We start from the raw sequence: 13479 nt of genomic DNA, 5'->3' as shown, positions 1-13479 counted from the left end.
ATGGCCGACACCATAGATACCGATGACGTGAGCTTTGAAGGGACTGCTGCGGCCGTTCTTCATCCGGGAGCGCTGGAGAAAGAAGGGCGCGGGGAACCGGTCGTCCATATCGACCGGCTGAGCATCGCATTACCGGATGGCGCAGACCGGCCCTTTGCAGTCGACCGTGTCAGCTTCAAGCTCTTTCCTGGAGAAATGCTTTGCGTAGTCGGCGAAAGTGGCTCAGGCAAATCGATGTCTGCCAATGCGCTGATGGGACTATTACCGGATACGGTGCGCGTGGCGCAGGGCCGCATCCTTCTAGGCACAACAGATCTCGTTACTATGCCAGCCGACGCGCTCTACGCCATTCGAGGGCGCCGCGTTGCGATGATTTTTCAGGAACCGATGTCTGCGCTCAACCCGCTGATGAAGGTTTCGGCGCAGATGGAGGAGGTTTTCGAAGCGCATGGGTTGCTGACACCAAAGGAGCGAAAAGAAAAAGCACTGTCGCTTCTTACGGAAGTCGGCCTGCCAGATCCGCCGCGCGTTGCAGCCAGCTACCCGTTCCAGCTTTCCGGCGGTCAGCGCCAACGCGTTATGATTGCCATGGCGCTGGCGTTGGAACCGGAGGTGCTGATCGCAGACGAGCCGACCACCGCGCTCGATGTGACGACGCAGGCGCAAATTTTGAAACTGATCGCCAAGCTCCAGAAGGAGCGCAATATGGCGGTCATGTTCATTACCCATGATTTCGGCGTCGTAGCCGAGATCGCCGACTATGTCAGCGTCATGCAGCTCGGTCGAATAGTCGAACAGGGGACAGCGGAAGAAGTCCTTTTCTCGCCGAGACACCCCTATACGAAGAAGCTGATCGCTGCCATTCCCCGCGCTGGCGAGGGCGTCAAGCACGTTGACGACCGGGAGCCACTGCTCACTGTCGAGAACCTTTCGAAGGTTTATCGTATGGGCACGGGGCTGTTCTCCAAGGTGCGCGAGGTGAATGCGGTCAAGAATGTGTCCTTCACACTTTGCCGTGGCGAAACGCTGGGCATTGTGGGGGAAAGCGGATCCGGTAAATCCTCAGTGGGACGTTGTCTCGTACGGCTGCAAGATCCCAGCAGCGGGCGCATCTTGCTTGGCGGTCAAGACATGGCGCATTTGAAAGGCGAAGAACTGCGAACCATGCGCCGGCGGATGCAAATGATTTTTCAAGATCCTTACTCATCGCTCAATCCGCGCGAAAAAGTCGGGCGCATCATTGCCTCAGGGCCTATTGCTTATGGCGAAGATGAAAAGAAGGCGTTGGCACGCGCGGCCGAATTGATGGAGATGGTCGGTCTCGATCCGAAGGCGACGAACCGTTTTCCGCACGAGTTTTCTGGCGGTCAGCGCCAGCGTATCGGCATTGCGCGGGCGCTGGCGCTCGAACCTGAGATCATCATTGCCGATGAGGCCGTTTCAGCCCTTGACGTGTCGATCCAGGCCCAGGTCCTGGAACTGCTGGGCCAGCTCAAGAAAGACCTCGATCTCTCTCTCGTCTTCATCACTCATGACCTTCGCGTAGCGGCAAAGATCTGCGACCGTGTGATGGTGATGCAGAAGGGCGAGGTGGTCGAACTCGGCTACGGGAACATGATCTTCGATAAACCCCAGCACCCCTACACAAAGAGCCTGATCGAGGCCATTCCCGGTCGGGCGAAGGAAGCGCTCATGACGGCCTAGTGGAATGAATTTGACACTTGATGCCGACGTGAGCCGGCCTTGATGATGAAATGTCAAAATCAGACCACTCGTCCGGTCGATATCAACCAAGTTGGGGGCTTAAGAGCCCGATTGTGGAGCAGTACATGACGATTATGCCGAATTCTGTGGAAGCCCGCGACATCGCCTATCAGATGCATCCGATGGTCAATCTTCGAAAATACGAAAAATCAGGCGGTCTTGTGATCGAGAGCGGCGACGGGATCTATGTCACCGACAATACGGGAAAGCGTTATATCGAGGGACTAGCCGGGCTGTGGTCGGTGGCGCTGGGCTTCGGCGAAAAGCGTCTGGTGGAGGCGGCCAAGGCACAGATGGAGAAGCTGCCCTATTATCATAGCTTCGCCTACAAGACTCACGGACCTTCGGTCGATCTGGCGGAGATGTTGATCAAGCTCGCTCCCGTGCCGATGTCGAAAGTGCATTTTACATCCTCGGGTTCGGAAGCCAACGACCTTGCCTGCAAGATGGTGTGGTACCGTTCCAATGCGCTTGGCAAGAAAGACAAGAAGAAGATCATCGGCCGGATCAAGGGCTATCATGGTGTGACAATCGCTTCCGGTTCAATCACGGGCCTGCCTCGCAATCATGAAAGCTTCGATCTGCCGCTCGACCGGATGATCCACACGTCATGCCCATCCTACGTGCATTTCGCCTTGGACGGCGAGAGTGAAGCCGATTTCACCAAGCGCATTCTGAATGATCTGGAAGAGCTCATTCTGAAGGAAGGTCCGGAAACGATCGCTGCCTTCTGGGGGGAGCCTGTGATGGGCGCTGGCGGCGTGCTGGTGCCGCCGGATGGTTACTGGGCCGGCGTTCAGGAGATCCTGAAGAAATACGATATTCTTCTTGTCGCCGACGAAGTGATCTGCGGCTTCGGCCGCACGGGCAAGATGTTTGCGTGCGAAACGCTCGGCATTGAGCCGGATGTGCTGGTCGTGTCGAAGCAGATCTCCTCGTCCTACATGCCGCTTTCCGCGATTATCATGAACGATCGCTTTTATCAGCCGATCGCCGATGAATCGGATCGGATCGGCGTCTTCGGTCACGGGTTCACCGCGTCCGGTCATCCCGTCGCGACAGCCGTCGGTCTCGAGAATCTAAAGATCATCCAGGAACGCGACCTTGTCGGCAATGTCGCGCGCCTCGAAGAAAAGTTCCTCCACGGACTGGCGGCACTTGCCGAACATCCGCTTGTGCATTCGTCGCGTGGCATTGGCCTTCTTGGCGCGCTGGAGGTCAACCCATGGGCGGATGCAAATGCCGGAGACGCCGCTGCGGCGGTTGCGGCGGCATGCCAGAACGAAGGCCTGATCATCCGCAATATTGGAGAAGCGATCTGCTTCTGCCCACCATTGATTATCACCGCCGAGCAGGTCGACGACATGTTTGGTGCCGTCAGTCGCGCACTGGCCACCGTTCAAGCCACGCGCGCCTAAGCCTTGAGGATTGAGATATGGATGTGACGAACAAAACCGACCTCGGCGAGATGACGGCCGTGCAGCTCTCGCAGCTCTTCGCCTCGGGCCAGGCGTCCCCCGTGGAGGCCGCCAAGGCATCGCTGGCACGGATTGAGAAATTCAACCCAAGCGTAAATGCATTCGCTTATGTCGTGCCGGAACTGGCACTGGCAGAAGCGAAAGCATCGGAAGCGCGCTGGAAGAAAGGTGAGCAACTTTCCCCCATCGATGGTGCGCCGACAACAATCAAGGAATTGACCCCCGTGAAAGGTATTCCCTGGCGACGAGGGTCAGCACTGGGTTCGACAACGCCATCGGAGAAAGAGTTTCTCATCATGGAACGCCTACGTGGCGCTGGCGTCACTGTCCTTGGCACAACAACATCGCCGGAGTTTGGCTGGAAGGGAGTGACCCACGGCCCGGCCTTTGGAAATACGCTCAATCCATGGCGTACAGATCGCGCCTCCGGAGGCTCGTCTGGCGGTGCAGCCGTTGCCGCAGCGCTCAATATGGGTGTCCTGCATGAGGGCTCTGACGGCGCCGGCTCGATCCGTATTCCGGCCTCTTTCTGCGGAACATTCGGTATCAAGCCGACCTTTGGCTGGATTCCTTCCGACACGCCAACGCCGCTGTTCGAGCTTGCGCATCGCGGCCCGCTTACTCGGACGGTTGAAGATGCCGCGCTGTTCATGAATGCAACAACGGGTCCGACCCCAAAGGCGATGTATGGCTACTGCCCCACTCCCGTGCCGAACTGGCATGAAGGAACCAAGGTTTTCAACATCAAGGGCATGAAGATCGGTTACAGTCGCAATCTTGGCTACGCCGAGGTCCAGCCGGATGTGGCCGCCGCCGTCGAGCGCGCCGCCAAGCGGCTGGCCGACCTGGGTGCCATTATCGAAGAGGTCGATCCGGGGTTCTCCAATCCGCAGGATGCTCTTCTCGCCCTTTGGTACGCCGCCGAAGCCAGAACTGTAGAGTTGATCAATCCAACGGAAGAGCAAAAAGCGCTGATGGATCCGGGCCTGATCCGCATTTATGAGAGAGGCTGTGCCTATACCGCGCGGGACTATGTCGCGGCCGAACAGGTCAGGGCTGATCTTAAAGTAACGATGGCGCTGTTTCATCAGACCTATGACGCGCTCATGCTGCCGACCATGCCGACGACAGCAATTGAGGCAGGTGTGGATTTCCCAGGCGGCATCGAAGGCAAGGACTGGTCTGACTGGTCGCCCTTCACCTATCCGTTCAACATGACCGGCCAACCGGCAGTGTCGATACCCTGCGGCTTCGATCAAGGCGGCCTGCCGATCGGTTTGCAGTTTGTTGGCCCGCGCTATCGCGATGACATCGTGCTCGCGCTGGCCGCGGCCTATCAATCGGCCTTTCCGGAGGAAACGATCAGCGCGCCGAGGCTCGCCTGACATAAGACAACGTGCGGGGACCGACGATGGCCCCGTGCCCATCATTCAATGCAATATCGGGGAACGGGAACATGGCTTCCACGGCACACCAGGAAGCGGCAAGCGCGCTTGGCGCGGAGCTGAAGACAAGCGCGACCACCGTGCTTGCGGATCAGGCAGAGCAGATCGCGCGGGAGAAATACGGCTTTGTCGGGAGGGCGGAATGGCTCTGGGGCGAAAAGGACAGCAATTACCGCCTGACGCTCGGTGACGGTTCGGAATATCTCCTCAAGATCCTCAATCCGGCCGAAAATCCTGCGATGACGAGCATGCACAGTCAGGCGCTTTTGCATGTCGAAGCTGCCGACCCGGGTATTCCAATCCAGAGGATCATTCGAACGCTCGACGGCGAGGCGGATTTCCGGATGACCGATGATGACGGTGCCACCCGTGGGGTGCGCATGGTTACGTTTGTTCCGGGGAAATCCCAGAAATCGCAGCCGCACTCTGCGATCCAACGCTATCGCATTGGTGCGTTGTTGGGTCGGATGCAGAAGGCTCTTCAAGGTTTCACACATGAAGCCGCCCATCATCGCATCACCTGGGACATGTCTCACGCAGCGGGGCTGCGGGACTTGCTGTCCATCTTCGGCGATGAGGCGCAACGAAGGAGGCTGGAGGCGGCGATGACGGACTTCGAAAGCCTGATCCTGCCGCGCATAGCGCAACTGCCCGCGCAGGTTATCCATAATGATTTCAACATGGAAAACATTCTCGTCAGAGAGGAGAATCCAGACGCGATCAGCGGCATCATCGATTTCGGTGACATGGTGCATGCACCGGTCCTATTCGATGTTGCGGTGGGTGCGGCCTACCAGATGGGGGACGCTGCGGACCCCGTCGAAGCGATGTGCGATTTCCTCAAAGGATATGCGACGGAAAAGCCGCTGTCCGATCAGGAACTCGAACTGATATATCCAGCCATCGTGACGCGTATGCTGATGCGACTTGCGATACAGGAATGGCAAGCCAAACTATTTCCGGAACATAAGGAACGTTACACGCGAAATAGTCCCACCGTCTGGGTACAATTTGCCCGCCTCGATGCATTGCCAAAGGATGATACTATTGCGCGACTAGCAGCGGCTTGCCGCACGTCCGTGGAGAGACCGGCATGAACAAGCCAGCAACGACGATGATCAACGGCTTCGACGCGTCGCGTCTGGCCAGTCTGCCGGAGCGGGAGCGTTCGATGATCGAACGTCGTCAGGCGTTGCTCGGCCCGTCATACCGATTGTTTTACGAAAATCCTCTGCACCTTGTGCGCGGAAACGGTGTCTGGCTCTACGACCCTGACGGCAATGCTTATCTTGACGCGTATAATAATGTCCCCTCCGTCGGCCACTGCCATCCCCGAGTGGTTGCTGCGATTGCCGAACAAGCTGCAGTATTGAACACACATACGCGCTACCTCGACGATAAGATCCTTGCTTACTCGACGAGACTGCTTGCAACATTTCCCGAAGAATTGAACCGGGTCATGTATTGCTGCACCGGTAGCGAAGCTGTTGACCTAGCACTACGCATTGCCGGCTATCAAACCGGTGGAACAGGTATCATCATCACCGAAAACGCTTATCACGGCACGACAGCTGTAACGGCCGCCATCTCTCCATCGCTGGGCCCCAACATGCCGCTTGGCATGCATGTGGTCACCGTGCCGGCACCCGATGCCTATCGTGCCGATGGCGGAGACGTCGGCGACATGTTTGCGCAGGAGGTTTCCAAGGCGATTGCTTTCATGCGCCGCCGCGGGATCAAGCCCGCCGCCTTCATCGCCGACAGTATCTTTTCGACCGACGGGATATTCTCGGAGCCAGCTGGCTTCTTGAGAAAGACATTGGAGGTTGTGCATGAGTCCGGGGCGCTTTACATCGCCGACGAGGTGCAACCGGGCTTCGGTCGTACAGGCTCTCACATGTGGGGCTTCATGCGCCATGGCATTGTGCCGGACATCGCTGTGATGGGTAAGCCGATGGGCAACGGCATGCCTATCGCCGCTGCGGTGATGAAGAGCGAGGTGCAGGAGCGTTTTGGCCACGACATTCGCTATTTCAACACCTTTGGCGCCAACCACGTTTCGATTGCCGCCGCCAATGCCGTCCTGGACATCATTGAAGACGAGGCGCTGACCAACAATGCTTTGTCGACGGGCAACTACATGCTGGAGAGCATGCGTCAGCTGCAGCAGACATTTGACGGCATCGGAGATGTTCGGGGCGCGGGCCTCTTTCTCGGCCTTGAATTCGTGAGCGATCGCAAGAGCCGCACTCCGGATGGTGCCCGCTCGCTGGCGGTGGTCAATCGTATGCGTGAACGTCGCGTCCTCATCAGCGCGGCAGGCATTCACGGCAACACGCTGAAGATCCGTCCACCGCTGCCCTTTGGGCGCGAACACGCCGATATCTTCCTCAATACGCTCGAATCCGTGCTGCACGAAACGAATTGATTTCGAGAATTGCTTTTAGACCATCCAAGGATAGACCATGACAGCGTCACCTGACATTAACGCCGAACGCTTGTGGGCCGACATCATGACGATGGGGGCAATCGGCGGCACCGAGGGCGGCGGCAGCTTTCGCCCGGCCCTTTCTGACGCGGACAGGGAAGGCCGCAACCTGTTTCGTTACTGGGCGCAGGAGGCCGGCCTCACAGTCACGGTAGACGAGATCGGCAACATGTTTGCAAGGCGGGAAGGTGAAGACCCGTCTCTGCCGCCACTGATGATTGGCAGTCATCTCGACACCCAGATGCCCGGTGGCAAATTCGATGGCGTCCTCGGCGTGCTCGCTGGACTTGCTGTTGTGCGATCGTTGAATGCCGGAGGCATTGCGACAAAACGGGCAATCGAGATCGTCAACTTTACCAACGAGGAAGGAGCGCGGTTTCAGCCGGGCATCATGGGGTCCAGCGTTTTTGCCGGGCTCTCGCGGCTTGATGAAGCCTTGTCACGCAAGAACGATGAAGGAACGCTGCTCGGCGACGAGCTTGTTGGCATCGGGTATGCGGGATCCCTTCCAGTCGGTGTTCGACCGGTGCATAAATATTTAGAACTGCATATCGAGCAGGGACCAGAGATGGAGGCGGCCGGTGTCACGATCGCCGCCGTTTCCAATAGTTCCTGGGGTTGCAGCGGATTCATCGATATCAAAGGCGAGAATGGCCATTCGCAGACCGCACCGATGTCAAAGCGTCGGAATGCTCTGGTTGCGGCAGCTCAACTCATTATAGAGATCGAGGCGATAGGCGCGGAGAACGAGCCCGATGGAATGGTGAGCGCCACAGTCATCCGGAATTGGCCGAACAACCGAGTAAACATTCCGCACTTGACCAAGCTATCATATGTCGTCGTTCATGCGACGGAGCCGGGTCGGGCCGCGATTATCAACCGCATCGAGTCTGCTGTGAAACGGATTGCGGATGAGACTGGGCTATCGATACACAACGCCAATTCGCATTATCGCCAACGGCTGGATCTATCGAGTGAGCTTTGCGGACAGGTACTGGAAGCAGCAGCGGACCGTGGCTATCCATCCATGACGCTGCCGACGCTGACGTCGCATGACGCCCTATCGATGACGCAGATATGCCCCACAGCCATTATCTTCGTCCCCTGCAAAGGTGGCATCTCCCACAGTGAGAAAGAGTGGTGTGAACCATATCAAGTTGCAGCGGGTGCCAGAGTTCTCCTCGACATGACCCTTAAGATCGCCAACGAGCTCTGACGCTCAGCGGCAAAACATCATCCCATGGTACGGGAAACGGGCGATGTGATACTATGTTGTACTTATTGAACTGCGCGAAAGAGGCATTGGGTGAACTTACACACGAAACTGGGATTAGGTGACACGAGCGTGACCGAAGGCGCGGGCCTACCCAAGGCACTGTGGGCCTATAATGTCATCCGCGACGCAATCATTACCATGAAGCTGGCACCTGGAGAGACGCTTAGCGAAAAAGATACCTGTGCAGAGTTGGGTATCTCGCGCACCCCGATGCGCGAAGCGGTCTTGCGCTTGGCCCAAGAAGGTCTGGTCAACATCGTTCCCAGCGGCGGCACCTTCATCAACAAGATCGTCATGAAAAAGGTCATCGAAGGCCATCTGGTTCGCTCAAGCCTTGAGATGCGCACCATAAGGCTTGCGGCGCGCAACTTCGATCCGGTTCATGAACGCGACCTTGACCTTTTGATTTTCCGCCAGCATGACGCGGCCAAGCGGCGCGATGTGAATGAGGCCTTCAACGTCGACAACGAATTTCATCGTCTTTTGTGCAGGATTTCAGGCTTTCCGGACATCTGGCAAACAATCCACAATGCCACCGGTCAGCTTGATCGCGTGCGCCGCCGTGGCTTTCCAAAGATCGGTTACTTTGATGAGGTAATCGCAGAGCACGTAGCACTCTCTACGGCCATAAAGGCCCGTGATGAGGATGAGGCCGTGACTTTGCTCAGACGCCATCTCAGTGGCATTTCGGCCGTGATAGAGTATGTCGTTCAAACAGATGCAGACGCAATCAGTGGAAAAGACCATATCGCTTTGCTTAATGGACTTGAGGACCTCTAACCCGTCTGGTCGATCGCCGGTCTACGGGCAAGATGCTATGTGCGCGCATCCATACTTCTCGAACGTTGACGGGTCCGCCGTCGCTTAAAGGGCGCGCACTGGCAATACTACTTCCACATTTCGCGCATCCGCGCGCCGACATCGATGCGAATTTGCTGTGCACTACGCTCAGATGCCGCAGCCGAAACTTTGGGCCAGGTCGTAGGTTCGAAATATTGAAGCAGAGTTGCCGGGATAAACCTGGAACGTGATGCATAGACGTGTCGATCGCCCTGCGAGTTCTGCCCATGGGTAAAAAATCGCTGCGGCGTAATCAGCGCCAGGCTGTCCTTCGCGCGTGTCATTCCTACATAAAGCAGACGCCGCTCTTCTTCGAGTTCCTGTGTCGTCCCCGTGCCTAGATCAGACGGTATGCAGCCATCGACAACATTCAGCATGAACACTGAGCGCCATTCCTGGCCTTTCGCAGAATGTATTGTCGAGAGGATGAGGTAGTCCTCATCGAGCAACGGGACTCCTGCCTGGTCGCTCGTAGCATCTGGAGGATCAAGGGTTAGTTCGGTCAAAAACCGTTCGCGGGACGCGTATCCGCCAGCGATTTGCTCAAGCTGTAGAAGGTCAGCTTTACGCGTATCGGCATCTTCATGCATCCGCTCAAGATGGGGTTCGTACCAAAGACGGGCCTGAGCTATGTCCGAGGGCCACCCTTGCTGCGTTTTCCCAAGACCAGCGAGGAGCGTCACAAAAGATGTCCAATCTGCACCCGTCTTTGGTGGCGGCGGGATTTCCGCAAGTGCCATGATCGGTTCAGGATCAGACGAGATAGTATCGAGAATAACACCAGCCTTCTTCGGACCGATGCCTGGGAGCATCTGCAGCAGGCGAAATCCGGCAACCCGATCACGCGGGTTTTGCGCGAAACGCAGGACGGACAGCATGTCCTTTACATGGGCGCTGTCGAGAAACTTGAGACCGCCAAATTTGACGAAGGGGATGTTGCGTCGGGTAAGCTCAACCTCAAGTGCACCACTATGGCTTGATGTTCGAAAGAGAACGGCCTGCTGCTTGAGCGTCATTCCTGTTTCGCGATTGGCAAGCACCTGATCGATGATGAAGTTAGCTTGTTCGGTCTCGTCCTTGACTGTGACAAGTTTCGGGCGCTCGAGCGACTCCCGCTCCGTCCACAGGTTCTTGGTGAAACGCTCGCGTGCAAGTTCGATGACACTGTTCGCTGCCGCCAAGATCGGTTGCGTCGAGCGGTAATTGCGGTCGAGCGTGATGATGTCAGCGGCTGGGGTGAACGACGTCGGGAAGTCAAGAATGTTACGGACCGTCGCAGCGCGGAAGGAATAGATCGACTGGGCATCGTCGCCAACCACAGTCAGACCGCGACCACCCGGCTTCAGCGCCATCAAGACCGAGGCCTGCAATCTGTTGGTGTCTTGATATTCGTCAACCATAACGTGGTCGAACCGCTTGCCGATATCATCGGCTAGATCCGGATCGCCGACCATTTGCGCCCAGTAGAGGAGGAGATCGTCGTAGTCGAGAACGTTCTGGCTCTGCTTTGCCTCTACATAGGCCGCAAACAATTCCTTAAGCTGCTCTTCCCACATCGCCACCCAGGGATAGTGCTGACGCAGTATCTCGCTCAACGGCGTCTGGGAGTTTACCGTGCGGGAATAGATCGCAAGACAGGTGCCCTTGGTGGGAAATCGGCTTTCAGTTTTTGAAAAGCCTAGCTCATGACGCGCCAGGTTGATCAGGTCCGCACTGTCTTCCCGATCGTGAATCGTAAAGTCCATGTTGAGACCGATCTGCTCGGCATACATTCTCAGCAGCCTTGCGCCGATACCGTGGAATGTGCCGGACCACGCAAGTGCGTCCGTCAAGATCGCAGAGTTAGAGCCCAGCACATTGCGGCAGATTCTCTCGACGCGGCGGGACATTTCCGATGCTGCTCTGCGTGAGAAGGTCATGAGAAGAATGCGCCGAGGGTCGGCACCATTGACGATGAGATGAGCGACGCGGTGCGCCAGCGTGTTTGTCTTGCCGGAGCCTGCACCGGCGATGATCAACAGAGGTCCTCCCGTCTCGCCCTCAGCCAGTCCAACGCCATGCTCGACGGCCTCACGCTGTTGCTCATTTAGTTTTTCGAGATAGGCGACGGCCATAAAATCTTACTTGATGCTCAGATTGCAAAGGAGGGGTTGGGAACAAAGACTGAACATACGCCACTCTTTAGCTGTATGGAAGGTTCTCATGCCATCAAGCGATTATTTCTTCCAGAAGAGCAGGAGAATGGTCGGACGACAATCCGGCGCGGCTCGTTTTTAGAGAATGCGCCTTTGATTTTCAAAGCATGCGCAAGTTTTGGCGGCGGCGCTCAGGCTGTCAATTGCGCGATCAGTGCGCCAACTCTAGCGACTTAAATAACCGATGATGCTTGGTGTGGCCTAGTAGGCACCAATCACTAGTACCCAAACGTCTTCGACACGTGACCGCCTGGAGTCAGGGTGCGATTCTGCCGCGGATTATCGTCTCCGAGCTTCCGCTCGGGTCAGCGCGCCACCGAGATTGATAGAGGCGTAATGCGCTTTCTTGTTTTCATACATGAGGGCGTCAGCACGTTTGACGACAGACTCGATTGTCTCGTCTGCTTCACTGGTCGCCACGCCGTAGGACATGCTCAGAGGAGCAGTCGAGTAAAACTGATTGTTGATCCGCAGAAGTTCAAGGATTGTTTCCATCATTGTGGCAGCGGATTTTGCATCTGCGCCGGGCAACAGGACCGCAAATTCATCCCCGCCTATCCGGCAGGCATGGTTCGGCGCCGCCACCGCGCCATTGAGGATCTCGCCGAAGCGGCGCAAGAGTCCGTCGCCTGCGTCGTGCCCAAGTTGATCGTTAGCCTCCTTCAAGCCATTAAGGTCAATGATGACGGCTGAGACAGGGCGCAGCGATTTGCGCTCGAGGCGGTTCATCTCGTCGGCATAGAAGGCGCGATTGTAGAGTTTGGTGAGGACGTCATGCTTTCCGAGATATTCGAGATAGGCTTCTGCCTTCTTGCGTGCCGTGATGTCGGCGAGCGCCACCTGTACGCGAGACCAATCGCCTTCGTGACCCGGGAACACGGAGAAATGCAGCAAAATGTGACGCATTGAACCATCTAGCGCGTAATTCACCACTTCGCGGTGATGAAAGAGATTGCCGTTCCAAAGCTCCATCAGTTGTTCTCGGAAGGGTTTCTCCATGTCGTCACGGAAAATTTCGCCAAGCCGGTGCAGAAGATCGTTTTGATCTCTGGCGCCAAACAGATCGAGTGTTGACTGATTGACGTCTATAACCCTGATCTCGCTCATACATTGGCGCACAAATTCCGGGTGAACGTCCATGAATGTGCGGAAGTCGGTAATGCCGCGGTCACGAATGTCTTCAATCAGCGTGCGGATGCGACTGAAATCCTCAATCCATAGCGATACCGGGGAATGCTGGAAAATGCCCTCCGCCTGACGCCTTTGTTCGGCTTCCGCACGACGGGCGTTTTCGAGGTCGGTGATATCCTCGGTAGTCAAAAGAACCCTGCCGAGCGTCTCTTCATGACCTGGTAGAACTGTTCCTCGCAGCTGGATGTCGAGCCTGCGCCCGGAAATTGTGTAATTGACGGTCGTGCTCGAAAAAGACATTTCGCCATCGAAGAGCGCGGACAGTTCATTGATATGAGTGTCCAGCATATCATCGCGGAAGACGGAAGTGATATTGGCGACCAAGTGCTCGAGGCTATCCGCTTCGAAAAGGTCGAGAGTTTTGGCGTTGACAGCGGTAACGCGGATCCGCGTCGAACAGGCATGAATCCGGTTGCGATCCTCTCTCAGGAAGGCTTTGATATCGGTCACTCCCCTGGAGCGCCAGTCATCGAAAAGCGCCTGCACTCCGCTAAAATCTTCGATCCACATGGCGATCGGCGCAAGATTGAAGATATCGGACTCTAAAGCATCGATCATCGGATTTCCTGGGGTAAGTTCAAGCACTGCAGTGGACCGCGCTGCCGAGACTTTACGAATAATATGTAACCGGTGCTTTAATAGTATTGAAAGTCCTCGATCAAAAGATGGGTGGGCGCGTGCGAGCCCGTAAGGATCGGCATTTCCGCTGGGGCGACACAAAAGGTCAATCCAAGCGAATGTTAACGGGCGGGACGTTGAACAATGTTCGTCATCGTTCGTTTGTCTCCGCAAGCTGCGGATT

Annotated in this window: 9 protein-coding genes; 7 read left to right on the top strand and 2 right to left on the bottom strand. The window is 56.5% G+C overall.

All coding sequences use genetic code 11. From position 1 onward, the window contains the following. The 7 genes from ACTJK5_RS13235 (at position 1) to ACTJK5_RS13205 (ending at position 9231) form a co-directional block, all read left to right on the top strand. Positions 1 to 1704: an ABC transporter ATP-binding protein gene (locus tag ACTJK5_RS13235; RefSeq protein ID WP_440612654.1), complete on the top strand. Its 1704-nt coding sequence runs from the start codon at positions 1 to 3 to the stop codon at positions 1702 to 1704. A 125-nt stretch (positions 1705 to 1829) separates the two neighbouring features. Then, on the top strand, positions 1830 to 3182 hold the full coding sequence (locus ACTJK5_RS13230) for an aspartate aminotransferase family protein (protein ID WP_312930761.1): 1353 nt from the start codon (positions 1830 to 1832) through the stop codon (positions 3180 to 3182). A gap of 17 nt (positions 3183 to 3199) precedes the next feature. Next, positions 3200 to 4627 (top strand): amidase, encoded by a 1428-nt coding sequence (locus ACTJK5_RS13225; RefSeq protein ID WP_312930762.1) that lies wholly within the window; start codon positions 3200 to 3202, stop codon positions 4625 to 4627. 71 nt (positions 4628 to 4698) lie between these two features. After that, on the top strand, positions 4699 to 5784 hold the full coding sequence (locus ACTJK5_RS13220) for a phosphotransferase (protein ID WP_312930763.1): 1086 nt from the start codon (positions 4699 to 4701) through the stop codon (positions 5782 to 5784). After that, a complete protein-coding gene (locus tag ACTJK5_RS13215; RefSeq protein WP_113326465.1) occupies positions 5781 to 7115 on the top strand; it encodes an aspartate aminotransferase family protein in 1335 nt (444 codons plus the stop codon). The genes ACTJK5_RS13220 and ACTJK5_RS13215 overlap by 4 nt, the downstream gene beginning before the upstream one ends. Positions 7116 to 7152: 37 nt before the next feature. Then, entirely contained in the window at positions 7153 to 8391 is a 1239-nt protein-coding gene (locus ACTJK5_RS13210; protein WP_440612653.1) for a Zn-dependent hydrolase, read from the top strand. 129 nt (positions 8392 to 8520) lie between these two features. Beyond that, entirely contained in the window at positions 8521 to 9231 is a 711-nt protein-coding gene (locus ACTJK5_RS13205; protein WP_207773901.1) for a GntR family transcriptional regulator, read from the top strand. 107 nt (positions 9232 to 9338) lie between these two features. On the opposite strand, the gene ACTJK5_RS13200 is transcribed toward ACTJK5_RS13205, so the two are convergent. Together ACTJK5_RS13200 and ACTJK5_RS13195 are read right to left on the bottom strand one after the other, a co-directional pair. Continuing rightward, positions 9339 to 11405 carry an ATP-dependent helicase gene (locus ACTJK5_RS13200; RefSeq protein ID WP_440612652.1) on the bottom strand — a complete coding sequence of 689 codons (2067 nt, stop codon included), beginning with the start codon at positions 11403 to 11405 and terminating at the stop codon, positions 9339 to 9341. Positions 11406 to 11765: 360 nt separating this feature from the next. Continuing rightward, entirely contained in the window at positions 11766 to 13235 is a 1470-nt protein-coding gene (locus tag ACTJK5_RS13195) for a diguanylate cyclase domain-containing protein (RefSeq protein ID WP_440612804.1), read from the bottom strand. Positions 13236 to 13479: the final 244 nt, after the last annotated feature.

Source organism: Agrobacterium sp. 22094, from assembly GCF_052046015.1.
Classification (GTDB): Bacteria; Pseudomonadota; Alphaproteobacteria; order Rhizobiales; family Rhizobiaceae; genus Agrobacterium; species Agrobacterium cavarae.
This window is presented reverse-complemented; position numbering and strand designations above follow the sequence as displayed.